General features: G+C 51.3%; 23 protein-coding genes and 1 other RNA gene. 3 read left to right on the top strand and 21 right to left on the bottom strand.

Annotated elements, in window-relative coordinates; translation table 11 throughout:
• The first annotated feature begins 143 nt into the window (after nt 1-143).
• The gene (locus NST99_RS25935) at nt 144-2033 is read left to right on the top strand and encodes a S8 family peptidase (RefSeq protein ID WP_341095504.1); all 1890 of its coding nucleotides are present in this window, start codon (nt 144-146) and stop codon (nt 2031-2033) included.
• Here NST99_RS25935 and pdxR read toward each other — a convergent pair.
• The gene (gene pdxR / locus NST99_RS25940; RefSeq protein WP_341095505.1) at nt 2030-3469 is read right to left on the bottom strand and encodes a MocR-like pyridoxine biosynthesis transcription factor PdxR; all 1440 of its coding nucleotides are present in this window, start codon (nt 3467-3469) and stop codon (nt 2030-2032) included. The genes NST99_RS25935 and pdxR overlap by 4 nt on opposite strands.
• A gap of 94 nt (nt 3470-3563) precedes the next feature.
• Between pdxR and NST99_RS25945 the strand changes: the two genes are divergently transcribed.
• Nucleotides 3564-4796 (top strand): aminotransferase-like domain-containing protein, encoded by a 1233-nt coding sequence (locus NST99_RS25945; protein WP_341095506.1) that lies wholly within the window; start codon nt 3564-3566, stop codon nt 4794-4796.
• A 506-nt stretch (nt 4797-5302) separates the two neighbouring features.
• Here NST99_RS25945 and rnpB read toward each other — a convergent pair.
• From rnpB to yqfC, 19 genes are all read right to left on the bottom strand, one after another.
• Nucleotides 5303-5717: RNase P RNA component class A (gene rnpB / locus NST99_RS25950), an RNA gene on the bottom strand.
• Between the two features lie 62 nt (nt 5718-5779).
• Nucleotides 5780-6895: a Nif3-like dinuclear metal center hexameric protein gene (locus NST99_RS25955; protein WP_341095509.1), complete on the bottom strand. Its 1116-nt coding sequence runs from the start codon at nt 6893-6895 to the stop codon at nt 5780-5782.
• Nucleotides 6871-7650 (bottom strand): tRNA (adenine(22)-N(1))-methyltransferase, encoded by a 780-nt coding sequence (locus NST99_RS25960; RefSeq protein ID WP_341095510.1) that lies wholly within the window; start codon nt 7648-7650, stop codon nt 6871-6873. The genes NST99_RS25955 and NST99_RS25960 overlap by 25 nt, the downstream gene beginning before the upstream one ends.
• Nucleotides 7647-8150, bottom strand: coding sequence for a hypothetical protein (locus NST99_RS25965; protein ID WP_341095512.1), 504 nt, complete (start codon nt 8148-8150; stop codon nt 7647-7649). The genes NST99_RS25960 and NST99_RS25965 overlap by 4 nt, the downstream gene beginning before the upstream one ends.
• Nucleotides 8151-8566: 416 nt before the next feature.
• Nucleotides 8567-9700, bottom strand: a complete 1134-nt coding sequence (rpoD, locus tag NST99_RS25970) for an RNA polymerase sigma factor RpoD (RefSeq protein WP_038595416.1) — start codon at nt 9698-9700, stop codon at nt 8567-8569.
• Nucleotides 9701-9740: 40 nt separating this feature from the next.
• The gene (gene dnaG / locus NST99_RS25975) at nt 9741-11576 is read right to left on the bottom strand and encodes a DNA primase (RefSeq protein ID WP_341095516.1); all 1836 of its coding nucleotides are present in this window, start codon (nt 11574-11576) and stop codon (nt 9741-9743) included.
• Between the two features lie 24 nt (nt 11577-11600).
• Entirely contained in the window at nt 11601-12074 is a 474-nt protein-coding gene (locus NST99_RS25980) for a YaiI/YqxD family protein (RefSeq protein ID WP_341095517.1), read from the bottom strand.
• A 179-nt stretch (nt 12075-12253) separates the two neighbouring features.
• Nucleotides 12254-14335, bottom strand: coding sequence for a glycine--tRNA ligase subunit beta (gene glyS / locus NST99_RS25985; RefSeq protein ID WP_341095519.1), 2082 nt, complete (start codon nt 14333-14335; stop codon nt 12254-12256).
• Entirely contained in the window at nt 14328-15215 is an 888-nt protein-coding gene (glyQ, locus tag NST99_RS25990) for a glycine--tRNA ligase subunit alpha (RefSeq protein ID WP_341095521.1), read from the bottom strand. The genes glyS and glyQ overlap by 8 nt, the downstream gene beginning before the upstream one ends.
• A gap of 469 nt (nt 15216-15684) precedes the next feature.
• Nucleotides 15685-16440: a DNA repair protein RecO gene (gene recO / locus NST99_RS25995; RefSeq protein ID WP_341095523.1), complete on the bottom strand. Its 756-nt coding sequence runs from the start codon at nt 16438-16440 to the stop codon at nt 15685-15687.
• A 36-nt stretch (nt 16441-16476) separates the two neighbouring features.
• Nucleotides 16477-16620 carry a YqzL family protein gene (locus tag NST99_RS26000; RefSeq protein WP_341095525.1) on the bottom strand — a complete coding sequence of 48 codons (144 nt, stop codon included), beginning with the start codon at nt 16618-16620 and terminating at the stop codon, nt 16477-16479.
• A gap of 107 nt (nt 16621-16727) precedes the next feature.
• A complete protein-coding gene (era, locus tag NST99_RS26005) occupies nt 16728-17558 on the bottom strand; it encodes a GTPase Era (RefSeq protein WP_341097758.1) in 831 nt (276 codons plus the stop codon).
• A 775-nt stretch (nt 17559-18333) separates the two neighbouring features.
• Nucleotides 18334-18753 carry a cytidine deaminase gene (locus NST99_RS26010; RefSeq protein ID WP_341095527.1) on the bottom strand — a complete coding sequence of 140 codons (420 nt, stop codon included), beginning with the start codon at nt 18751-18753 and terminating at the stop codon, nt 18334-18336.
• 250 nt (nt 18754-19003) lie between these two features.
• Nucleotides 19004-19399: a diacylglycerol kinase family protein gene (locus NST99_RS26015; protein WP_038595423.1), complete on the bottom strand. Its 396-nt coding sequence runs from the start codon at nt 19397-19399 to the stop codon at nt 19004-19006.
• The gene (gene ybeY, locus NST99_RS26020; protein WP_341095529.1) at nt 19399-19896 is read right to left on the bottom strand and encodes an rRNA maturation RNase YbeY; all 498 of its coding nucleotides are present in this window, start codon (nt 19894-19896) and stop codon (nt 19399-19401) included. The genes NST99_RS26015 and ybeY overlap by 1 nt, the downstream gene beginning before the upstream one ends.
• The gene (locus NST99_RS26025; protein ID WP_341095531.1) at nt 19893-22148 is read right to left on the bottom strand and encodes an HD family phosphohydrolase; all 2256 of its coding nucleotides are present in this window, start codon (nt 22146-22148) and stop codon (nt 19893-19895) included. The genes ybeY and NST99_RS26025 overlap by 4 nt, the downstream gene beginning before the upstream one ends.
• A 17-nt stretch (nt 22149-22165) precedes the next feature.
• Nucleotides 22166-23137 (bottom strand): PhoH family protein, encoded by a 972-nt coding sequence (locus tag NST99_RS26030; protein ID WP_341095534.1) that lies wholly within the window; start codon nt 23135-23137, stop codon nt 22166-22168.
• Between the two features lie 6 nt (nt 23138-23143).
• Nucleotides 23144-24334, bottom strand: a complete 1191-nt coding sequence (yqfD, locus tag NST99_RS26035) for a sporulation protein YqfD (protein ID WP_341095536.1) — start codon at nt 24332-24334, stop codon at nt 23144-23146.
• Nucleotides 24331-24624 carry a sporulation protein YqfC gene (gene yqfC / locus NST99_RS26040; RefSeq protein ID WP_038595431.1) on the bottom strand — a complete coding sequence of 98 codons (294 nt, stop codon included), beginning with the start codon at nt 24622-24624 and terminating at the stop codon, nt 24331-24333. Before yqfC ends, yqfD begins: the two co-directional genes overlap by 4 nt.
• A 214-nt stretch (nt 24625-24838) precedes the next feature.
• Between yqfC and NST99_RS26045 the strand changes: the two genes are divergently transcribed.
• Nucleotides 24839-25231, top strand: coding sequence for a hypothetical protein (locus NST99_RS26045; protein WP_341095537.1), 393 nt, complete (start codon nt 24839-24841; stop codon nt 25229-25231).
• 106 nt (nt 25232-25337) lie between these two features.
• Here NST99_RS26045 and NST99_RS26050 read toward each other — a convergent pair whose 3' ends face one another.
• Nucleotides 25338-25946: a hypothetical protein gene (locus NST99_RS26050; protein WP_341095539.1), complete on the bottom strand. Its 609-nt coding sequence runs from the start codon at nt 25944-25946 to the stop codon at nt 25338-25340.
• Nucleotides 25947-25959: the final 13 nt, after the last annotated feature.

Below are 25959 nucleotides of genomic sequence, written 5' to 3' on the forward strand. Positions count from 1 at the left end.
TTTCCCTGTAACTTAATTATTCCTATTACTCTTTTTGATATTAACATAAAACCTTGGGACGCGGTATCCTTTTCTGTGATGCATAAAAGGGGCACTCTCTTCTAAACCTATAGCTATTACGATGCCATGAAGGAGCGGAAAATATGTCCCGTAAAAATTTAAGCGTCGCCGGTTTAGTCACCGCTGCGTTCACGGTAGTTCTACTGACGTTTGCGTTGCGGCATGAAGGAGACGGGAAGCTGAAACAAGCAGCCGTACCTAATCCCTCCCAGGAAAAAACAGTCAAGAAAACTTCCCTGGTTCAGGATGTTAAAGCTACAGACCGGCTAAACCGAACTGACGTGGGCAAGCACCTAAGAACAATGCTTGCTGATACGCATGGTGCAGCGCCCCGAGATATTTCAGCATATGCCAAACGTCTGCAGCAAGGACACGGACATATCACCATGCTTATCTGGATCGATTTCGTTACCCAGCAAACACACACCTTCAAATCCTCCCTGCCGGAGGGCAGCGGTCAGGAGAATAAACAGCTGCTAAAGTACCTGAACACGGCAAAATCAGCGATCAGAGGCCATCAATCCTATGAATCCCCCTCCTTCATCATCGGTCAGAAAAAATATTATTTCATGGCTCAGCGTGATCAGGATGGAAAAATTGGCGTCATTGCCCTGATTAATCAGAAGATCCTCGACCGTGTCGCCGATCATCAGCTCAAAAATCTGCGGCTGATTCCTTATCCGAAGGAAGGGAAGTACCGGGTGGAATCGATTCATGCTGATACGCTGAAGGATATCACCGTCAAGACCGGCCATGATAACGAGAACGCCAGCCATTTCTACGAGAATGAAATCGTCGTACGCTTTAAGAACGGCTATCTCACTGCTGGACAGATCCAGACTATAACTGCGGACATCCGCTGCAAGGAGCCGCGCAAATTGGGATATGCCTATATTTTCCGTTCGGATAAAATGAACTATGCCGAGCTTAAATCCTACTTCACCTCTAAATGGCAGCCTGAATATACGGAACCTCACTATATGTATTTAACCAATGAGACCGCAGTCGAAAATACAGGGGCCAGTGTAATTACACCCAATGATCTGCTGTTCTCTACCTACCAATGGAATTTGCCGGCTATTGAAACAGAGCAAGGCTGGAATTTGTCCAAGGGCAGCAAGGAAGTGGTTGTGGCTGTGGTCGATACCGGCGTACAGGCAAGTCATCCGGATCTGCAGGGCCAGCTCCTGGCCGGATATAACGCGATCGCAAAAGGTTCGACACCGAATGATGATGTGGGGCATGGAACTCATGTAGCCGGCATTATCGGTGCGGTGATCAACAACGAGGAGGGAGTGGCCGGCATCAGCTGGTACAATAAAATCCTTCCAGTCAAAGCGCTGGACAACTCCGGCGCAGGCACCACGTATTCCGTCGCTGAGGGTATTATTTGGGCAGCCGACAAAGGAGCCAAGGTGATCAATCTCAGCCTCGGCAACTATGCCGATTCGCAGTTTCTGCATGATGCGATTAAGTATGCCTATGACCGCGATGTCGTTATCGTTTCCGCAGCGGGCAACGATAACACTGAACGTCCGGGATTTCCTGCTGCTTATGAGGAGGTTCTGGCGGTTGCCGCGACTAACGCTAATGGAGAAAAAGCCTCTTTCTCCAATTACGGGGATTACATCGATGTCACCGCACCCGGGGAAAGCATCGCCAGCACCTACCCCGACAACCAATATGCAGCATTGTCCGGCACCTCCATGGCCAGCCCCCATGTAGCTGCACTCGCGGGACTTGTACGTTCGCTCAACCCGGCGCTGACCAATAAGGAGGTCATGGAGCTGATGATTTCGAACGCCGTCGACCTCGGCGATACCGGCCATGATAAGTATTATGGCTGGGGTCAGGTCGATATCTATAGGACACTCCGGGCAGCCGGGGGAAGTGTAGTTCCGCTGCAGCTATTCCCGCAGCATGTCGATCGTCAATTGAAATCCATGCAGCACAATCTGGAGAACAGCAATTAACGGACAGAGCTGAGATGCTTGTCCAAGAGCCTCAGGAACAGCCGCAGCCCGCGTTCCATATCCGCTTCCTTCATCTGCGAATAACATAGCCGGATATGGCGGGAAGGGACCTCTCCGGAGTAGCAGACATCGCCCGGAAGGAAAGAGATGCCCTCCTGCTCTGCCAGCTCATGCAGCCTGCCGATGCCGCTGGGCGTGGGCAGCTGCAGCCACAAATTCAGCCCGCCCTCAGGCAGATTCCATGACACTCCCTGAGGGGCATGCTGTTTCAGCAGCTTTGCCGCCTTCTCCATACGTCCCCGCAGCGCGGTCCGCAGTTGCTCTGCGTAAGTCTCATATTTGCGCGCAATGAACGGAAGCACCGCCTTCTGGGTCAGCAGCGGGCTCCCGAGGTCACTCGCCGATTTGGCGGCAATCAGCCGGGAGAGAATGTTGCCTCCGGCGGCAACGCAGGCAATTCTGCAGCCCGGGGCAATGACTTTGCTGAAGCTTTTCATGTACACAACATGCCCTTCTGCATCCATCGATTTGATCGAAGGCGGAGGCGGCTTGCGGAAATACAGATCACTGAACGGATCATCCTCCACAATGAGACAGCGGTAGCTTCTAGCTAGTTCCAGCAGCCGCTGTCTTCTTGTGATACTCATCGTGACGCCGCTCGGATTCTGGAACGTAGGATTGGTATAGATTAGCTTCGGCGGTCTCCGGTCGCATAGTTTAGTGAGCACATCCACCTTCATTCCTTCGTTGTCCATGGGCACAAAGATCATCTCCGCACCACGTCCGGCAAAAACATCTATAGCCCCCGTATAGCTGGGCGCTTCCAGATACACGGTATCCCCGGGGCCGACAAACGTCCGGGCCACCAGATCAATACCCTGCTGGGTTCCGCTCGTGATCATTAAATCAGATGAGCGCAGATGGATTCCATGACCTTGCAGATGTCTGCACATCACTTCCCGCAGCTCTAGATCCCCCTGAAAATTGCCGTACGAAGCCATTAGCTCCGGCTGTTCGGTCACAAGAGTTGACATAGTCGCGCCGATAGAATCCAGCGGAAGCAGATCGCCATGAATCGCCGCCATATGAAAAGGATATTCCACCTTGGAGTAATCAAAATTCAGCCATAGCTGAGCCCGCGGCAAAAAGTCGTCATACCCGTCCTGCCACCCCGTCCCAGCATCCAGGGACATCCGCGCTCTCTCGGCCACAAAACAGCCCTTTCCCTGGCTGCAGGTGATATGCCCGTGACTTTCCAGTTCAGCATAAGCTTTGCTTACCGTGACCTGGCTTACCTTCAGGGAAGATGCCAGGTTTCTCACGGAAGGCAGGCGGGCTCCCGGCTGCAGCAATCCCGAAGTGATCCGCTGGGCCATCGTTTCGCTGATTTGCTGCGGCAAAGATTTACTGCCGCTGCGGAGTAAATCAATATGCATCTGCACTTCCCCCCCACTGTTATATTCAACGCTTTACTGTTATACCGCTATGCCGTTATGATACAACAAAATTGTAAAGCGGGGAGCATTTTTTATGAAGATCAAATACTCTACGATGACGGAACATCTGGGATCCTCGGCAGTTCGCGAAATTCTGAAGATTACCCAAGGCAAAGACATCATTTCACTGGCAGGCGGACTGCCCGCCGAAGACTTCTTCCCGGTAGAAGCTGTTCGTGAGGCTTACAGCCGGGCTCTTGCCGGCGAGACATCGGCACTGCAATACGGTCTCACCGAAGGCTATATTCCGCTGCGTGAGCAGGTTGCGGCCAGGCTGACCCATCAGGGTATCCAGACGGATATCTCGGAAATGCTCCTCACCACAGGCTCCCAGCAAGCCATAGATCTGCTGTGCAAAATACTGCTTGATCCCGGAGATGCTGTCCTCGTGGAAGCTCCAACTTATATGGCAGCTTTGCAGGTGTTGAACTCCTACCGGGCGGACATTCACATTGTTCAGAGCGATGAATCCGGCATGCTGCCTGACCATCTGGAGGAGCAGCTTCGCACACACCGCCCCAAGCTGCTCTATGCCGTCCCTACCTTCAACAACCCCTCCGGGGCAACCTGGAGCAAGGAACGCCGCGAACAAGTTGTCTCCCTGTGCCGACGATACGGCGTGCTGATTCTTGAAGACAACCCTTACGGTGAAATTAAGTTCGACGATTCCGCTGATGCCTATCCTCCATCACTGGCAGCGATCGACAGAAGCTACGGCGGGGAATCCTGTGTCGTCTACACGGGAACATTCTCCAAGATAGTCGCGCCTGCCCTGCGTACCGGCTGGATTATCGGTCCGGCTGAGCTGATCCGGATAGTTGCCAAAGCCAAGCAGGCAGCCGACCTGCATTCCAGCACCATAGACCAGCGTGCCCTCTATGAACTACTTCGGGTCTTTGACCTTGAGGGACATATCCGTCTTATCTCCCGCGAATACCACTCACGGATGAAGCAGCTCTCAGCCGAACTGGCGTCGCGCGGCTGGGAAGACGCAAAGTTCGAAGAACCCCGGGGCGGGATGTTCCTGTGGCTGAAGCTATCCACCGCTATTAACACTGCCGGGCTGCTTCCATTCGCCGTGGAGCAAGGTGTAGCCTTTGTGCCCGGTGAAGTGTTCTATTCCGCCAAGCCTGTGAAAAATGCAATGCGGCTGAACTTCACCCATACTCCGCCGGAGCTGGTTCCGCTTGCTGTAGGGCGGCTGGAAAAGGCCCTCATCAAGTACTCCCAGAGCCTGGAGACAACGCTTATGCCGGCGCTGGAATAACAGAGCCCCCGCTGCGTTGCCTGCCAGATATTGTTGCTTCTGCTAGAACAGCCAACCAGGAATACTCCGGCACGTTCGTGCTTAGTCTGAAGGTGGAATTCCGGAAAAACGCTGCTCCTTGCCTTGAAGACTCAATATGAGCTGCTTTTGGCACGGACTCGAGGGACCTAATTTGTCAAAAATCAGCTCAATAATGCCTGGTGCGGACTCCAGTGCAGTTATTTAACAATAGAACAGCTATTAACCTCACTATTTTAGTAAATAACGCCGCCTGAGTCCGCTTCTACGACAAAAACAGTATTGTCGCATAAATAACGTCACTGAGGTCCGCCAGAGTGATCATCTAAAACAACAAAAAAGATCGTACCGTCCTCATAACAGGGAGCGATGCGGTCTTTTTAATTCTATCTTTAAACTAAGGCGCACAAAAAAGCGACCTTCCAAAGGAAGGCCGCTGTCTGTCGTATATAAGCTTCACAGAATAATAGTTCATAAGAGTTGTCAGTTAGGAAAGTTTGCCGTAAGCCGGGTTCTGTGCTCGTCGTGGTTCAAACGGGAACTACCCTCCCACCATAAGCGACAATCATCTATCTAGGCCATACATTACTGCACAGCTCCAGCGACCAACCTAGACACGCCTCAGGCGAAGGCTGCTCTTCCGGTTAAGGAAGCGCTGCGTCTCATTAGGTCTTGCTCCAGATGGGGTTTACCAGGAACGAAGTCACCAGCGTTCCTCGGGGTCTCTTACACCTCGGTTCCATCCTTGCCTGTGCCGCCCGAAAGCGGCCATCGGCGGTCCATTTCTGTGGCACTATCCTTCGGCTCGCGCCGACTGGATGTTATCCAGCACCCTGCCTTGTGGAGCCCGGACTTTCCTCCCGCGGCGTCTTCACGCACACCGGCGATTGTCTGTCAAACTTCCCGATCAACATTGTATATTATACAGATTTGCCGCAACCTGCACAAGTGTAAATAAAGGGAATCTACAGGAATTTGAAAGGCTCTGTATCAATCTGCGAAGCATATACCGCTGTACCGTACTTATGCTCAGCCAGCTTGCCCTGAATCCAACCGGCCACTTTCTCCTTCATAATCTTCTCCGCATTATGTCCCGGATCAATTAATGAGATGCCAGCCAAGTAAGCATCTTGAGCCGTATGATAATCGACATCGCCAGTCACCAGCACATCGGCTCCTTTGAAGATGGCGCTGTTATAATACTTCGCCCCCGAGCCGCCCATAACAGCCGCTTTGCGGATGGGCCGGTTCAAATCGCCCACAACACGAACGTGATCAACCTTCAGGCCGGTTTTGACCGTCCCGATAAATTCGCCAAGCGTTGTTGGCTCCTTAAGCTTGCCTACTCTGCCGAGTCCGAGGCTGCGGCCTTTAAGGTCCATGGAATAAAGATCATACGCCACCTCTTCGTAAGGATGCGCTTTAAGCATCGCCTGAACTACTTTATTGCGGATAGACAGCGGCACGATCGTCTCAATGCGGACTTCCTCAGCGCGTTCCATTTTACCCGCTTCTCCAATATAAGGTTCCGAGCCTTCACGCGGAATAAAGGTGCCGTAGCCTTCGATGTTGAAGCTGCAATGGCTGTAGTTGCCGATCCAGCCTGCACCGGCATTCAGTATGGCGTCCAGCACCTTCTGGTGATGATTCTTCGGCACGAATACAACCAGCTTAGACAACTGCTCGGTATGAATGTCCTTAATCGGCACACCGTTCTCGATGCCAAGCGCTTCCGCCATCCAGTCGTTCATCCCTCCTTCAGCGACATCCAGGTTGGTATGACTGATGTATACGGCAATATCATTTTTGATCAGCTTCTCATAGAGCTTGCCCATCGGTGTTTCGGTCTGTATCCCCTTAAGCGGACGAAAGATAATCGCGTGATGGGCGATGATCAGGTTGCAGCCCTGAGCAATCGCTTCGTCCACAATGTCGTCGTTGACGTCCAGTGCAACCAGCACGCCGGTAATTTCTTTCTGCAGGCTGCCCAGCTGAAGGCCGATGTTGTCCCATTCCTCAGCCAGATGTTTTGGGGCAAGCTGCTCCATATACCCGATTACAGTTTGTCCTTTGGCGTACATTTCAGCACCTCCGAGATTGTTGTGATCTGTGCCGTGATCCTGCTGCGCTTTTCTTCCGCCGATTCAAGCTCCGAGCGGGACAGAGAAGCCAGAATCCCTTCCAATTTTGCAATCTCACTCTGCCATTTGGCAGTAAATACAGCGTTTGGCGTTTGCAGCAGCCAAGGCCCCATTTGCAGAAGCAGCTCCTTGCTGCATACCATATTGCCGCCAGCAAGCTGCCGTTCACGATAAAGCTGTTCATTTGTGATCCCTGCAGCTTCACCGTCAGGGACCGCCGTCAGTATTTCATATATTTTCCCGTCTTCTTCCAGGATATGCTCTGCCGTAAGCACCCAGTGGTTGTTTAGCAGCCAGCGGCGCAGAATATCCTCGCCCACATTTGGCTGCAGCGCAAGCAGCTTCACACCTGCAAGCTTGCCGAGGCTTTTGCCGCGGTCCAGAATAGCGGCTATCAATGCGCCGCCCATTCCGGCGATGGAGATGCTGTCAGCTTCACCCGGCTCCAGCACTTCGAGGCCGTCTCCGCGCCGCACCTCAATCTGTTTGCCCAGGCCCGCCTCCGCCACACCTCTACGTGCTGCTTCATAAGGTCCTGGATTGACTTCACCTGCTATTGCAGAGACCGCTTTCCCGCTTCTCAAGGCTGCTACCGGAAGCAGCGCATGATCCGAGCCGATATCGGCAAGTTTGCTGCCTGTTGGAATCTGCTCCAGCACAAGCTGGAGCCGGTTTGATAATTTTACGTTGTTCATGAGGCCACCCACGTTATCCATTTTTTTCGGAAAATAAACAGCAGCGCAAGGCCAACTGCAATCTTAAATATTAACACCAGCGACACCCATTCCGGATAATCCGGTCTGAGCCACAACGCATCAATCTCCGGCATCAGCCACAGCGACACTCCGACGCCCAGATATACCCCTGAAACCCCTTTGATCCTGTGGTACAACAACCAGCTCAGCCAGACCATCAGTATACAGAGCGGCAGCCAGAGCAGCTCAAGCTCCAGGACTGAAGCATCAGGACGCATTTGGCCGGAGAACCCGGCATAGAGCAGGGCCCAGAAGGCAAACCCGCAATAGTGCAGCAAGCCTATACGCAATGTGAATCCGAGTATCACCCACAATAGGCCGCATCCTGCGATCAGCAGCGGCCGCCACAAGTCCGCGTTCAGATCATGCAGAGCAATGAGCCAGAGGCCAAATCCTATCGTCAGTACACTGCCAACTCCTGCCAGAACAAGACTGATCATGTGGTTTCGGTCCCGGTAAATAGCCGAGTAACCGTAACAAACAATTAGTACACATAGAGCTGTGGCAAGTTGCAAAGGCCAAGGAAAAACGCTAAAATAAAGACTAATCAAGAAAATCAAGGAAATAATTCCAAAACCAAACAACCATATTTTGATGCTGCCCTGCTGAAGATTTTTCAGCGAGATCGGATTGCTGTCTTTGATCTCCTTTTCATCATCGTAAAGGTTGGTCAAGAAGTCGCAATACTGCTCAGGTAGCAGCTTGCTCCTTCTCCAGTAATGAATTTCTCTTAATATAATTTCTCGTTTTTCCAAATTCAACGGCTAATCCCTCTCTTTTCACACCTTTACTTAGGTGTATCTCAAGATAAAAGGACCTCCTGCCACCGTGCAGCAGAAGGTCCGGTTTATGAAACCTATTCGAGGAAATCTTTAAGCCGTTTGCTGCGGCTTGGGTGGCGCAGCTTACGCAGCGCTTTTGCTTCAATCTGGCGGATCCGCTCACGGGTTACGCCGAATACTTTACCCACTTCCTCAAGCGTTCTCGTCCGTCCGTCATCCAGACCGAAACGAAGACGAAGCACATTCTCTTCACGCTCGGTGAGCGTGTCCAGCACATCCTCCAGCTGTTCCTTCAGCAGTTCATAGGCTGCTGCATCCGCAGGAGCAAGCGCCTCCTGATCCTCAATGAAATCGCCCAGATGCGAATCATCCTCTTCACCGATTGGTGTTTCCAGGGAAACCGGCTCTTGGGCAATCTTCATGATTTCTCTGACTTTCTCAACCGTCAATTCCATTTCAGCCGCAATTTCTTCCGGCGAAGGCTCGCGCCCAAGCTCTTGCAGCAGCTGACGGGAGACACGAATCAGCTTGTTGATGGTCTCCACCATATGCACTGGAATACGAATTGTCCGCGCCTGGTCAGCGATCGCCCGCGTAATGGCCTGACGAATCCACCAAGTAGCATAGGTACTGAATTTGAACCCTTTGTTGTGGTCAAATTTCTCAACCGCTTTGATCAGACCCATATTGCCCTCCTGGATCAAATCCAGGAACAGCATGCCGCGTCCAACATAACGCTTGGCGATACTGACAACGAGCCGCAGATTGGCTTCAGCCAGCCGGCGTTTCGCTTCCTCATCACCATTTTTGATTCTCATAGCCAGTTCGACTTCATCGTCAGCCGAGAGCAACGGCACACGTCCGATTTCCTTCAGATACATCCGGACGGGGTCGTTAATTTTGATTCCCGGCGGCAGCGACAAATCGTCGTCAAAGCTGAAGTCGTCAGAGTCGCTATTCTCGTTGTCCTCACTCTGGCGGAGCGGCGAACCTTCTTCGTCATTCTCATTTACAACCTCGATACCGAGGTCGCTGAGCTGCTCGTAGAATTCCTCCATCTGCTCGGGGTCTTGATCAAACGGCGACAATTTCTCCATAATATCTTTGTAGTTCAATGATGATCTTTTCTTGCCGTGCTCAATAAGCTGGTCCTTAACCTGATCCAGAGTAAATTCTGCTTCCAGTTCAGTGTGCTGATCGTTCGCCATAATTCGACTCCCTCCTCCCTAGGTACATCCTGTCAATTTCTTATTGTCTCTCTAGGGTTATAATCTCACTTGCAATTTGTGCCGCACGCAAAAAGTCACCGGATTTCTCCGCTTGAATCATTTCTTCCCGTTTTTGCTCCATCCTGCGCTGCAGGGGGTACTTCCTTACTTCACGGATACAATCGTCCAAAACCTGCGTATTCCAATCCGGCGGTGTGTCCATCATGGATATCGCTGTTGCAGTCTTTTCCAGACGATCATCCTGTAGTGATGATAAAAAACGGCTGATGCCGGGTGGTTTGCCTTGCGCATAATAGGCATATAGATAAGCGGCGATTGCCGCATGATCATCGATGTTGAACTCTTCTCCGAGGCGTTCGCCTACATAAGTAGCAGCTTCCGGGTCCTGAATCATAAATGATAGCAGGCGCCGTTCCGCAACATGATAAGCGGGCAGTAAAGTAGGTGTCTGCACCTGCCCTTTTTTATGCCTACCATTATTCCACCTTTTATCGTTATTATCCCCTTCGGGGATGTTTTTTTGCATCGACGCCCGCAGTAAGTTGCAATCCTGCTTTAAGCTATCATATGACAGCTCCAGCTCTGAGGATATTTCCCGCAGATAAACTTCACGCTCGGTCGAAGATTGCAGTGATGCAATAATCTCCAATGCCTCCTTGACATAGGCGATTTTGCCGTCTTCCTCTAGGAGTATATGGTTTTTTTTCAGATATATAAGCTTAAATTTTATGGATGAAACCACCGAATCCATCACCTGTTCTTTGAATCTGTCCCCGCCGTGACGGGAGATAAATTCATCCGGATCCAGACCGCTCGGCAGCACGGCAACCTTCACCCGCAGATCATTGCTTTCCAGCATCGGGATCGCCTTCATCGCTGCAGCTTGTCCAGCCCGGTCACCATCGTAGGCAAGAACAATCTCGTCAGCCAGACTTTTCATCAGGGCTACATGTCCCTCAGTCAGCGAGGTTCCCATGGTAGCCACGCCGTTATGCACACCTGCTTCCCAGGCCGAAATGACATCGCCGTATCCTTCGAAGAGGACGATTTGCCGCGTTTTGCGGATGGATGCTTTGGACTGGTGCAAATTGTACAGAATCCGGCTTTTGTTAAATAGTCTGCTCTCCGGGGAATTCAAATATTTCGGCTGACCTTCCCCAAGAATTCTTCCGGCAAAAGCGATGGTCTTGCCTGTGCGGTTCGCAATCGGAAAAATAACGCGCCCGCGAAAGCGGTCGAGATACCCTTTGCCCTCGCCCCTGGCAGACAACAGCCCGCCTTTTTCCATTTCAGCAAGATCAAAATTCCGTTTCTCCAGAAACTGCAGCAGGGTGTCCCAACGGTCTGGAGCATAGCCGATTTGAAACTGGTCGATCATTTTATCACTGAAGTTCCGGGATCTTAAATAATTCATTGCGGCAGTGCCGTATTCCGTGTTCTTCAGCAAAAAATGATAAAATTTGGCCGATAACTCATAAGCCTGTATCAGCCGGTCCCGCTCAGGATCGGGAGGAGATAATGTGCCTCCTTTGCCTTCGGGAATAACAATATCGCTTTCTTCCGCCATTATTCTGACTGCTTCGGGGAAGGATAACCCTTCGATTTCCATCCTGAATTTGATGGCATTTCCGCCCATACCACAGCCAAAGCAATGAAAAACTCCCCGGTCCGGGGTTACGGTGAAGGAAGGGGATTTCTCCGAATGGAACGGGCAGAGGCCCCATAAATATTTCCCCTGCTTGGACAAATGGACAACCTTACCGACGGTATCGACAATGTCATGCCGCGCCAGCACGCTCTCGATAACTTCTTCTGGAATATTACCGTGTCCGCTAGCCACTTCAACCACCTTCATCTCTTAACAAATAAATATAATTCGCTATAGCTCCACATTCTCCTGCAAAATTGTTAAAAGTTTTGTCAGTTTATGTTGAAAATTCATTTTTTCCTCTGCGGTGATCGCTTTTGGACCCTTGGAATAGTGCCCCCGCCTGCGTTCCACTGCACTGGCATGCCTGCTCTCCAGCATAAAATCCATGTTGGAATTGTCATATTCCTGTCCCCGGTTAGAGAGTACCTTGCAACGTTTGCCGAGCGCAAGTGCCGCAAGGCCGTAGTCCTGGGTAATGACTACATCTCCAGCAGAAACATGATTGGCAATATAGAGGTCTGCACTGTCAGCACCGCGGTCCACCTGCACCACAGTAACACCTTCTTCAGCCTGCAGCACATGGTCAAAAGAAGAAACCATCAATACCGGAATGCCGAAAGAACGGGCTACAGCAACGATTTCCTTCTTGACCGGGCATGCGTCCCCGTCGACTACAATTGTTCTTGCTTGGGATCTCAACATGACATCACCAAATTCCCGTGTAATATATATACGCTTTGCCAAACGAAAATCCTTCTTTGATAAAGCATAAATACGGAACGAATGTCAACTTACGCATTGGCACCGTTCCGTATATTTATACCCTAAACCATCGATCTATACCATGAAATTCACAAACATTACTTGGATACTGCCGGGTTTTACCAAACCAGCTTACCGAAATCAGCAAAAGATTTGGAGTCGGCATCAATGCCTGCCAGCAGCGCAAGACGGTTGGCACGTATTCCCTCGTCTTCAGCCATGACCATTACGGAATCGAAGAATCCGGTAACGGCATCCTTCAGGCCGGAAAGAATCCGCAGCGCCTCTGCAGCATTTCGGGCAGTGAGCGCTTCATGATACGGCGTGTGAATACCCTGCCATGTTTCGTACAGCTTAAGCTCGGCCTCTTCTTTCAGCAATGAAGGCACAACCACAATACCTTCCTGCGCCTTCGCTGCCAGATTGCTGATACGAGTCAGCGAATCCACAGTGATCTTGAAATCAGCGACGGCATTCACAGCATCGGTAAGCGCACGGCTTCTGCCTACAACAGCGACAATATCATCAAAACCAGCGGCAGTGACTGCATCCACCACATCGTATCGGATATTGTCGTCGGACAAGAGTCGTTTTACGCGCAGACCGAAGAACTCGTAAAGGTTTATACGCAGCTCAGGGGTAAAATGTTTCTCTGTGCGCAAATTTTCATGAATTTCCAAAGCCGCAGCGAAAATTTCCTGCAAAGAGATCGGCAATTGATGCTCCAGCACCATCTGCACGATGCCTGCCGCCTGGCGGCGCAGCGCATAAGGGTCCTGTGAACCGGTCGGAATAATGCCGATGGAGAAGCAGCCCACGATCGTATCGATTTTATCGGCCAGACTGACTACAAGACCAGCTTGTGTAGAAGGAACTGCATCTCCGGCAAAACGCGGCTGGTAATGTTCAAAAATACCTTTTGCCACATTTTCCGCTTCTCCCGCTTTGCGGGCATAATCTTCACCCATTGTGCCCTGAAGCTCAGGGAACTCATAGACCATCTGCGTCACCAGATCGAATTTGCAAATATCAGCCGTACGACTGACTTCAGCCGCGGTATCTGCGGACAGCCCCAGCTTCGCAGCGAGCTTGTCAGAAATGGCACGGATGCGGCGAACCTTATCGCCAACGCTGCCCAGCTCTTCGTGATACACGATGGATTCCAGCTTAGCCAGCGCATCGCTGATCTGCAGTTTCTGATCCTCTCCATAGAAGAACTTCGCATCCGATAGTCGGGCACGCAGCACCTTTTCGTTCCCCTTGGCAATGACGTCCAGCGATTCTGCATTTCCGTTACGAACGGTAACGAAGAACGGCAGGAGCGTGCCTGCGCTATCTAAGACCGGGAAGTAACGCTGATGCTCCCGCATCGAGGTGATCAGCACCTCCTGCGGGATATTGAGGAACGAAGGATCGAAGGTGCCGAACAGTACCGTCGGTGTCTCTACCAGGAACAGCACTTCCTCCAGCAGATCTTCTTTGATGGCAATTGTCCAGCTTTTCTCCTCAGCCAGCTTATTAATCTGGTTCAGGATCAACTCTTCACGTTCCTTCACATCTACCAGCACATGCTGCGCATGCATAGCTTCCACATAATCCGCAGGTTCAGCAATAACAGCATTCGTTCCAAGGAAACGGTGCCCGCGGCTGGTATTGCCTGCTTTGACCCCTGTAATTTCCAGATCAATGATCTCTTGCCCGAACAAGGCAACCAGCCAGCGGATCGGACGGACAAATTTAAAATCATACGCTCCCCAGCGCATATTTTTCGGAAAGGTCATCGAGCCGACAATGCCGCTGAGTCCTTCGGACAATAGCGAGGAAGTATTTACACCTTCACTGTTTTTGGTGGCGTAGATATACTCCACTCCGGCCAATTCTTTAAAGGTAAACTGCTCCGTCGACACCCCTTGGCTGCGGGCAAAGCCGAGTGCGGCCTTGCTCCACTCGCCGCTCGCGTCCAACGCGATTTTGCGGGAAGGGCCCTTCACCTCTTCGCTGATATCCTCTTGCCTTTCGGCGGCATCCTTCACCAGAACCGCAAGGCGGCGCGGTGTTGCATATGCGTTGACTCCGCCATGGGAAATACGCGAAGCTTCCAGCCATTTAGTTGTTCTGTCTTTCAACTGCTCCATCGCAGCGCGGATGAAGCGTGCAGGCACCTCTTCCAAACCGATCTCGAACAATATATCTTTAGACAAGGTCAGCACCTTCTTTCTTCAGCAGCGGGAAGCCAAGCTTCTCGCGTTCCTCAAGATATGTCGCCGCAACGGTACGGGCCAAATTCCGCACCCGCGTAATAAAGCCCGTGCGTTCGGTAACGCTGATCGCTCCGCGTGCATCCAGAAGATTGAAGGTATGCGAGCATTTCAGCACATAATCGTAAGCCGGGAACACCAGATGGTGCTCCATGGCTCTGCGTGCTTCCTCTTCGTAGGTATTAAAGAGTGTGAACAGCATTTTGACATCGGAGACTTCAAATGTATAGGTCGAGTGCTCAACCTCCGGCTGATGAAATACATCACCATAGGTCATGCCGTCCACCCATTCCAGATCAAACACATTTTCTTTCTTCATGATGTTGGTAGCCAGACGTTCCAATCCGTATGTGATCTCAACAGCAACCGGTTTGGTCTCAATTCCTCCGACTTGCTGGAAGTAAGTAAACTGAGTAACCTCTTCGCCGTTCAACCATACTTCCCAGCCAAGGCCTGCACAGCCCAGCGACGGATTCTCCCAGTTATCTTCGACAAACCGGATATCATTCTGCAGCGGGTCTACGCCAAGCGCCTTCAGGCTTTCCAGATAAAGCTCCTGGATATTGTCCGGGGAAGGCTTGATAATCACCTGGAACTGGTGATGCTGGTACAGGCGGTTCGGGTTCTCGCCATAACGTCCATCCGATGGACGGCGGGAAGGCTCAACATAAGCTACTTTCCAAGGCTCCGGTCCAAGCGAACGCAAAAACGTCATGGGGTTCATCGTTCCCGCCCCCTTTTCCGTATCATACGGCTGGACGAGAATACAATTCTCTGCTGCCCAGAACTGCTGCAGTGTCAAAATCATCTGCTGAAAATTCATACTACCGACTCCTTCGCTTACAAGTTTTTGGCACACTGTGCCTTGAGGCATCTTGCTCCTGCGCGATGGAGGCGGTCCTCTTTTATACTTGCGGCGGTACAGGATTCTTGGTTAAGATCCTCGCCACAAGGCAAAAAAGCTCCCGCCCCCATGCCTGATATACAGACATAGGGACGAGAGCTTAACTTATTCTCCCGCGGTTCCACCCTACTTGATTACGCATCCGGTATCCGGCCAATAAAGCAGGCCACATCCGATGAGCGCAATCCACTTTTCATTCTGCCGTTACCGTACTCCCGGGTGCCCTGTTCATGAACCTTGTCCCGCCAGGCTTCCACTATCCCCGGCTCGCTTAAGCGACAAATTTGCCCACTACTTTCCCGATCACTGTACGTCTCCAAATGTCAGAGCAACAACGGCTGTATACAAGAAGAAACTGTCACCATAGTAACGGAAAATTTGGATTTCGTCAAATATCGTATTTGTCGAGCTGATCAAGAAATCCTTGCGACTTCAGCTTCAGCCCGAGCTGCATGTCCATAAAGGCACGCATAATCTTTTTAAGTTCTGCGCGGGTGCCTTCCTTCACGTCGACATTTCCAAGCCGGTTTAAATCAAGTGCAGCGAATAGACGCAGCAGCTTCAGCGCCCGCGGAGAAATCTCCATGGCTGGAGGATCATTATGCCTGCAGCTGCGGCAGAGCACCCCGCCGAGACGGGGACTTATTCTGAGTTCTTCATCAGGTTTGTCCAACCCGCATACGACACAGGCATCCAGTTCCGGACCATATCCGGCCGCCTGCAGTATTTTCATCTCAAAAACATTTATAATGACGCCGGGTTCCTTGCCGTCCTCAAGTGCATTCAAGCAGGCGGAAAGCTGGCGGAACCAAAAGCTTCCCGTCTCCTCATCATGCAGCACACGGTCAAGCAGCTCGCAGGCATATGAAGCATATGCCGCTTTGAACAAATCCCCGCGCAGCGGATGGTGAGACTGTGTAATTTCCCCGGCATTTAATGTACCCAGTCCCCCGTTGTTGCGGAAAAACACAAATTCCCCTACAGTGAACAGCTGGATCAGGGCAGCATGGCGGCTTTTGACCTTCTTGGCGCCGCGCACCAGAACGCCTACTTTGCCGGCGTTCTCGGTGCAAAGCGTAATAATCGCGTTCCCCTCGCCGTAGTCCATGCTGCGGATGACGATCCCTTCCACCCTGTGTAGCATGCCTCTTCCCCCAACCATTCGGCAAGCAACCAGTCCTTATTGCGCTTCTTCATCAAGGGCCTTCTCTTCCTCTGCAAGCAGCAGTCCGCCTTCATCCAGCGGATCTCCGGCTTCCCTGTACAGCAGATAAGCATCGACATCTCCAGTCATTGCAAAATACTTCCACGAAAAGTCTCGCATTCGTATTCATCCTTTCTTCGGAAACACGATGTCTCTTCAGAAATAGGATGTGCGATGTACCAGGTTCTATCCTTGCAATTCCTGCCAAGAAGCTGCGGAGCCCAAGATTAAAGGTCTTTATGGAAGCCCAAATCCCGCAGTACGCGGTCCTGATTGCGCCAGTCTTTTTTCACTTTTACCCATAGCTCCAGAAAAATCTTCGATCCCAGCAGGTTCTCGATATCCGTACGGGCGCGCCGGCCCACTTCTTTCAGCAGCGCACCCTGCTTGCCGATAATGATCCCCTTCTGGGAATCGCGCTCCACAAAAATAACGGCGGAAATATGCACAACTCCATTGGGTTCTACACTCATATCCTCGATGGCCACCGCGATGGAATGCGGTACCTCTTCGCGGGTCATATGGAGAATCTTCTCACGGATCAGCTCCGCGCAGACGAACTGCTCCGGATGATCGGTAATCTGATCGTCGGGATAATACTGCGGACCTTCCGGCAAATATTTCGCCACCTGATCCAGCAGGGTATTCACATTGTTACCCAGCTTGGCGGAGATCGGCACGATTTCGGCAAACTCATGCAGCTTGTTGTACTGTGTAATCAGCGGCAGCAGCACTTCCGGCTCAATCTTGTCAATTTTGTTCATCACCAGAATAACCGGTGTCTTGATACTGTGTAATTGCTCGGCGATAAAGCGGTCGCCGCCGCCGAGTCCTTCGGATGCGTCCACCAGAAACAGCACGGCCTCCACTTCATGCAGCGTGCTCATCGCCGTCTGGTTCATGTAGTCACCCAGCTTAGATTGTCTTTTATGGATACCCGGTGTGTCCAGAAATACGATCTGCGAGTTGTTGGCAGTGTAAACCCCGTGGATTTTGTTTCTGGTTGTCTGCGGCTTGTCCGACATGATGGCAATTTTTTGGCCAATCACCTGGTTCATGAGTGTCGATTTGCCTACGTTCGGTCTGCCGATAATGGCGACAAACCCTGATTTGAATTTCAATATAATCTTCCTTCCTTGACATAACTTCAAATTCATAAAGTTTCTTGTTAAAACCTTTTCGATCCCGGTAAATCCCCCTTAGCCAAGAGGGACCCCAAGGGCCCCTGCCCTCTGGACACCCGGAATGGGATGGCACAGTTAGGTTCGACGCTTGGGTGAGCCGGATGGTGCTTAGAGCGCTTTCGTTCCCTGCGGGAACACACTTGGCTGGCTGAACGGGAAACTTGGCCGGCTGAGCGGGAAAGCTAGTCAACTGTTTGTACCACGCGGAGCGGATAAATTAGTTAGCTGCATATGCGGCAGTGCAGCGGTAAAGCTGCTTGTCGGCGATGGAACAGATAACTCTTACTTCTAGGTCTTTTTGGACAATCCTTCGGTTTATGCAGTTTAATTGTATTTTGTACAGTTAAATACCTTTGAATCGTTACCTCTATGATTTTAGCTGCATTATGTACAATTAAATTTGGCAAAAACCGCTGCTTGGAGCCATTATGCTGATTTTAGTTGCAGGTTATACAACTAAACACATATCTTGCAAAAAACAGGTTAGTTTAGCTGTACAAAATACAACTAAACTAGGCAAGCGTAACGGGAAAGGCAAAATGACCTTCCGCCACACATTTGTTCTGCAATAGCCGGAAACGTCAACCCTCCCGCTCTGCCATCTTCCCAAGTTAATAACGCTGTAAACAGGGTTACACCTATCAAATATCTACTCAGGAGCTTGCCCCTGCTCCAAATCGTCCGGTCCGAAAGCACCCGGGAGCAGCTCACGCACGGTAGTCTCCACGATGTCGCCTTTCATGTTCCCGAGGATGACCTTCATGTCGGGACCGCATAGCTCCACCATCACCTGCCGGCAGACACCGCAGGGCGATACGGGGCCATCGGTATCGGCAACAACCGCGATAGCCTGAAAGCTGCGGGCTTTATGGCCGTCCGCGATGGCGCGGAACATTGCAGTCCGCTCCGCACAGTTGGTCGGCCCGTAAGCAGCATTTTCAATATTGCAGCCATGATGGACATGACCGTCCTGATCCAGCAGCGCAGCACCGACGCCAAAGCGGGAATAAGGTATATAAGCACTCATTCGTGCCTTTATCGCTTCTTGAAGAAGTAGCGCAGAATCCATAGTGATCCTCCTAAAAGTTTTGTAAGCATAGACTTCATCGAGTTACTTCGGAAAAAACTTACTTCGAAAGCTAACCCTAAGTTTTGTAAGCATAGACTACATTAAGTTGATTTGGGCAAACCGTTTCCCCTACACACCATTAAAATTGTTCAACATACAGGATTCTTACTGCGAGAAGTATGAATCTAACCAAAGATGGCGGAGCGCAAAACGCCGATCCGCCTCTCCCCGAGCTCAAGTTGTAAACTGATTATGACATAAGTCCAGTGATCCAGTCCATTACCGGGTGATAAAAAACATAGATTCCCGTAATCACAGCAAACACCGCCGTAAGCAGCACAGCACCTGCGGCGGTATCTTTGGCAGTCTTGGCCAGGGGATGAATCTCCGGTGAGACCAGATCAACCGTCGCTTCAATAGCCGTATTCAGCAGCTCAGCGGTCAAAACGAGCGTAATTGCCAGCAGCAACAACATCCAGCTTGCTGCAGGAAGTCTGAATACGGCGGCAGCGGCAAGCACAAGAACAGCCAAGCCGCTATGTACCTTCATATTCAGTTCGGATTTGAACGCTCCCGCAATGCCCTGAGCTGCAAATCGAAACGAATGCCAGAACTTTTTGTGGCCTACCGCCGTATTTTTGACCATTAGCGTGTTAACCCGACCTGAGCCAGCACATGCTCCTGCTTGGACATCATTTCGGCCTCAGAAGCAGCATCCTGATGATCGTAGCCCAGCAGATGCAAAAATCCGTGCACAAACAGGAAACCCAGCTCACGCTCCAGGGAATGGCCATATTCCAAAGCCTGCTCCTGCGCCCGGGTGACAGAGATAATGATATCCCCCAGCACATTCGGCACATCTTCTAGCTCTTCATTCTCATCTTGTCCGTATATAATTTCCAGCTCATCTTCGCTGGTTTCGTTCATGGCAAAGGAAAGCACGTCCGTCGGACGGTCAATTCCCCGGTATTCCCGATTGAGCTCATGAATCCGTTCATTGTTGACGAAGGTAAGGTCCACCTCGCCGCCCTCAATGCCTTCGGCTTCACCCGCTTTTTGCAGAATGCGCTCCAGCAGAGATATTAGCTCGTCATTAATCTCGTGTTCTTCCTGTTCATTGTTCCAAACGATTGCAAGACTCATGTATTTACGGCTCCTTCCTCTTTTTTAGGTTTCTTCACTTCCTCCGGATATTCGATCCGGGAATGAAAAATCCCCATAACCGTTTCTTTCAATGTCCGCGCGATAATATCCAATTCCTTTATCGTAAGATCACATTCATCGAATTGATGGTCATCCAGCCGGCTTTTGATAATCTTCTCGATCATCGTCTCCACCTGCACAACCGTCGGCTTGCGAAGTGAACGGACAGCAGCCTCCACACTGTCGGCGATTCCGACAACTGCAGATTCCTTCGACTGCGCCTTCGGCCCAGGGTAACGGAAATCCTCTTCCGTGAAATCAGGCTCCACACCCTTCTCTTCGGCCAGCTTCAATGCTTTATGATAAAAATAATGCAGAAATGTCGTGCCGTGATGCTGTTCAGCAATGTCACGGATCGGTTTGGGCAGCTTGTACTCCTTCTGCATTTCCACCCCGTCGCGGGCGTGGGCCACGATGATTGATTTGCTCAGCTTCGGTTCAATCGAATCATGCGGATTCTCCATGTTGTTCTGGTTCTCGATAAAATAAAACGGCCGCTTCGTCTTGCCGATATCATGATAATAAGAGCCTACGCGGCAGAGCAGCCCGTCCGCCCCGATCGCCTCCGCCGCAGCTTCTGACAGATTGCCGACCATTACACTGTGATGATAGGTTCCGGGCGTTTCTGTAAGCAGCTTGCGCAGCAAAGGATGATTCGGATTCGACAGCTCTACCAGCTTGAGTGCCGATAGAATGCCAAAGGTAGCCTCAAAGAAAGGCATCAGGCCGATTACCAGCACTGCGGTCAGCAGACCGCTGGCAAAGGCAAAGCCGATAGCATACAGTGTCTGCGTCTGATTCCAGTCTCCGCCGCTCAGGAGCGTCAGCATAAACACAGCCACACAACCGAACAGAGACACCATGATTCCGCCTTTCAGCAGCGTTGACCGCTGCCCGGCGCGGTGGGTGGCGAAAATTGCCACATAGCAAACGATAAGCGCAAAGAATCCGAAGTTGAAATCGAACACCGTATTTTGCTGCACATTCAATATAATACTGGAAAGAATACTGAACAGGATGGAACAGAAATAAGCCAGCGTCATATCCAGCAGCATTGCGATCAGCATAGCGCCAATGGCTACCGGAGCCAGGAACCCGACATAAGACCGGACATCCGTCTGTAAAAACGCGGCAAGCCGCATCGAGATGATCGTAATAATAAACACAAGCACCAGCATAAGCAGCTGGGAATTATTGTACTTGAAGCCGGAGGTCCCCCCGGTATAACGGATGAACATCAGCAGACCGGCGGAGAGCATAGCTGACAGCAGGAACAGGCCCAACTGCGGCCAATAATTGACCTCATTGCTCAGCAGGCCGCTCTCATCCAGCAGTGCGTACAGCTCGGGTGTAATATACTCCCCTTTAGCAACAAGCACATCCCCCTGCTCAATGAACACATCCGGCGTGTTCTCGCGGGCCTGCACCTTAGCTTCCTTGGTAGCTTCCTCATCGTAGAACTTATTGCTCGTGATCACCAGCCGTACCAGCTCCTGCACCACCTCACGGGCTGTGCGCTGGCTTAGCGAGCTGACGCTGACCTGCTCCGCTACCTTCGCGCGCGCAGTCTGGGCATCCACAATCTGGTCGTTCATCAGCTTGGTGACAATATCCCGGGCAACCGGCTTCATCTCGATGATGTCCTGAGAGGTCAGCCGCGGAATTTTGATGTAAGTCTCCTCCGGGATGACATAGGTCTGTTCTTTGATGACGGACTGCATCTCATCGAGCAGTGTGGTGGAATACGTGCCGGAGTTACGGCTCGAATTCACAAAGTTCACGATAAAATCATTGGCCCGCTGCGGGATTACATCCTTGTAAATGCCGGCCTTCTCACTTTGTGAAATCAGATCATCCTGATTGAGCCGGTCAATCCGGTCTATCAGCAAGGTTACCAGATTATCGAGCCTCATCGGAATAATCTCATACCTGTTCTGCACGGTCTCAGCGGCGGCTTCCTGAGCCTTCAGCGTAGCCTTGCTGTCGAGTATTTGCTTCGGCGCAGTAATTTCCTTGGCACTTTTGGTGTTCTCTTTAATGTCATAGCGTTTAGGCAGCAAATCAGGTGAGAGACTGAAGTAGAAAACAATCCCCAATAACAGGAAAAGAGCATAGCGCGTCGCCGCGCTATACTTCCAGCCGTTGTTGCTATATACAAATCCGCTTAATTTCGATGGTTGCTTTGAGGCCATGGAGACAGTCCCCTTTGTTAGTCCTGGTTTTCGGCAGAGCGGTCATAGGCGACGATAATTTTTTGCACCAGGGAATGCCGTACGACATCCTGTTCCGCAAAATAAACAAACCCAAGCTCCTCGATGCCTGACAGAATCGCCTTCGCTTCGATCAACCCGGATTTTTTGCCGCGCGGCAGGTCAATCTGGGTAACGTCACCCGTAATAACCATCTTGGAGCCAAAGCCAAGCCGGGTAAGGAACATTTTCATCTGTTCAGGAGTCGTATTCTGGGCTTCATCCAGAATGATAAAAGAATCATCCAGCGTGCGTCCGCGCATATACGCGAGCGGTGCAATTTCGATCAATCCCCGTTCCAGTGCCTTGGCAACCTGATCGGGGCCCATAACGTCGTATAAGGCGTCGTAGAGCGGACGGAGATATGGGTCAACCTTTTCCTGCAAATCGCCGGGAAGGAAGCCCAGGCTTTCTCCTGCTTCAACTGCAGGACGTGTAAGGACGATGCGCTTCACGGAACCTTCCTTCAGCGCGGTGACGGCAAGCACAACGGCGAGATAGGTTTTTCCTGTTCCCGCAGGTCCGATGCCAAAGACGACATCGCGTTTCTTGATCGAAGTCACATAGTGCTTCTGGCCAATCGTTTTGACACGGATCGGCTTGCCGCGGAAGGTTGTCGTAATTTCACCTTTGAACAAATCAAGCAGTTGGTCGGCGCGGAAATCCTTTGCCAGCTCCACCGCATACTGCACATCACGTTCACTAAGTATGTAACCGCTGCGGATCAGAGACAGCAGCACATTGAACAGCTGTCCCAGCATGTCCACTTCCCGCTCGGCCCCGCGTATTGTAACCTCAGCTTCACGCGAGTCGATAACCGCCGGTATTTCACTCTCGATAATTTTCAGAAAACCATCCTGCGGGCCGAACAGGGATTGCGCTTCTCCCGCATTTTGCAAAGATATACGAATGCTTGCAGTCTGTTCTGACAAGTAGCCTCATTCTCCTCGGTTGTTTACTATCGGAAGTTCTTCCGTGATTCTCTCTTCCACTTCAAACATCACTTTCATATAAACTTTACCATTCTCTTTCTTCTCATGCAAAATTTTTTGACTTTTAATAACGCTGTCAGTGCCGTAACGGGCCAAAATATCATTAGTTGCCCGAGTAATCCCTTCCTGCCGGGCAGCCTCCGGAGTTTTGGTGCCGGAAGTATACTTGACCTCCATTTCCTTCTCAGTCATCAGTCCAAGCGGCACCTGCAAAGAACGCCAGGACAGCAGATCATGCTCTGTAAGCGTCCGTGATTTCTCAAATCCGGATTTCCCGTAGCCCCAAAGTTGAACCGCCCAATTGCCGATCACCAGATATGTGCGGTCTTTCCGGTCCCCTGTATATGAACTGCCGGTTGTTTTGAGCGGCACCTCAATGTTGTATTCATGCCATACTAGACCCTTTACCTCGCCTTTGGCAACCACCGTCTGCATATTGTTTTCATCACCCAGGGTGCCGGAGATCAGAATATCCCCTTTCTTGACCCGCGAATTGCGCGCTACAACCGGTCTGCCCTGCTCGGCGTAGATCTCGGTAACCACCGCATCGGTTCTGCTGATCAGATGGCGCTGGCTGAGCAGCGGCTTGTTCTCAGGCTTGTCAGCCTCGACAACCTGGATAGTAATGCTCGTCCCCGTCCGCTGCACCCCTACCCAGGAAAGTCCCGGCATCCTCGAGGTCATCTCCCTGGAGAGCTTGTCCGGCTCCTCCATACGCCAAATCCACTGGAATGGATAGATGCCTTCTTGACGCGCAGCGTCCAGAATATCTTCGGAGGCAATGAATTGATTCCCTTCGACTTTGATGCTCCACACCATTGAAGAAAGCAGCAGAAGGCCAATGCCAAACAGCAATAAACCGGCAGCAAAAAACTTCCGTTTCCACAGCCGCGCGAGCCGGAAGGGCAAGCCATTCCTGCCTGTCACATGCATGCGGCAGCCTGTCTTTTTTAACAGCGGCCGAAGGATAAAAAAGTCATTCAGCAGCAGGTTCAGGGAAGCGCCATCCCCCGCAGGCCTCACATCCCATATGAGGATGCCTTGTTCGTTCACTGCATTGATAAACCTTTCCACCTGCGGTCCCGTCACATGCAGTGTAACGAACCCCCGCAGGGATGCCAGAGGCGGTTCTTTCATGGTTTCTCCTCGCTTCCCTTATATCTGATCTCCCCGATTAAACCCTCTACAGCCAGTTCCTGGCCCAGAATATTCCGGATCACTAATCCCTCGCCGGAAATCTCCAGATATCCATTGACTAACGCAAGCTTAAGCTGCCCGGAGGAAAAATGCAGCACGCCGCGATGGTTCTCAATATACAGCTCCTTATTGCCGATCAGGGTGATTCGGGGCATCTCCTGCAGCACATCCTGCGGAAGATCCAATACCCCGTTTGTCCATCCCCGCAGCCTGCGGCCGATACGGGTCATATGTAGACTTCTCCCCCTTCCTGCCTTCTGTACACCTTATGCGGCAATGCTGATTTTTATGAGAAGAACTCACCCTGCCTACTGTAATTTCAATTTCAGCATAGAATTCGGCTTACCCGCTCCAGTCCGTATTTTTGAAATTGGTTGAAAATACAATCCAAAATGAAAATCTCAAAATATAATAATCTATCTAACAGGAAAGGAGGAATTTACTATGGCAGTCTTCACCAGCACAACGGGTCCGATTCTGAACGGCTCGGAGACAGGAGTCCGGGCTCAATTTGTCCGGCTGCTTATCAGCAATGACGCAGTTACCGATTTCGCATCGATCGAAATAAGTGTGTTTGCAATTGATGATAACTCTGTCAATACACCCAAAGTACCGCTCGCCCGTCAAGCATTTTCGCTGAATCCAAGCTCGGTAACGAATAGGACAATCCCGGTCAGCGGATTTCCGGTTTACGAAGTACAGCTCTCGGTAACTACGCCTAACCCTGATATTGAAGTAGTCGTTACCACCGTAGGCGTGGACGCAGGCGGCAAAATAGTGGACAACCAGCAGTATCTCTACACTCAACTGACCACAATTCCCGCTCTGACTCCGTAATAGCATATCCTCCCCGCAACACCAAGAAGGACTTCATAAAAAAAGCGGCAATCAGCACCGGTGGAATACCGGCGGCTGATTGCCGCTTAATACTTCATAGCTATACTCAACGCCGCGAAGAATGCGGTTTGCGTGAACGGGGAGGGGCAAGGATTTCAGCCCATACCAGACCGTTCCGCAGCGATTCACGATTATCTGCCAAACCATGACGGGCAGCAGATCGCGCGGAGACAGCACCGCTCTTACCAGCAGTCCCTGCGTCCCATGCCTCTGAAGCGTCTGCCACGCCGTCAAACGACGCCTGCAGGCGTTCCAGCTCCCGCTGCATCCGTTCTGTACGCGCCTGTACGCTGTCTTCTCCCGATTGCTCAAGGGACATTCCTTCACCTGTATCATAGTCAGGAGAAGGCCGCTCAGGAGACTCCTTCCAGACAGGAGAAGAATCGTACTCACGCTCTTCATAGGACACGGAAGGCTGGCCCGGATAGGAAGACTCGCCTGGAACAGGAAACCCGCTGCCCTGACGGGCCGGGCTTTCATCCTCAGGGTTCCGTTCCTGCTGCCGGGCACGGCGGAGAGGACTAGCGTCCCCCCCGCCGCCAAAAGTCGGCATACCTCCGCGCGGAGCATTTTTCTGTTTATTCTTCCCCGCTTTGTTCATGTTGGAAAAGATCGCAATCACAATGACTACGGCGATATAAATCAAACTGCTCATGGGATCTCACATC

The organism is Paenibacillus sp. FSL L8-0470, assembly GCF_038008625.1.
Classification (GTDB): Bacteria; Bacillota; Bacilli; order Paenibacillales; family Paenibacillaceae; genus Paenibacillus_AQ.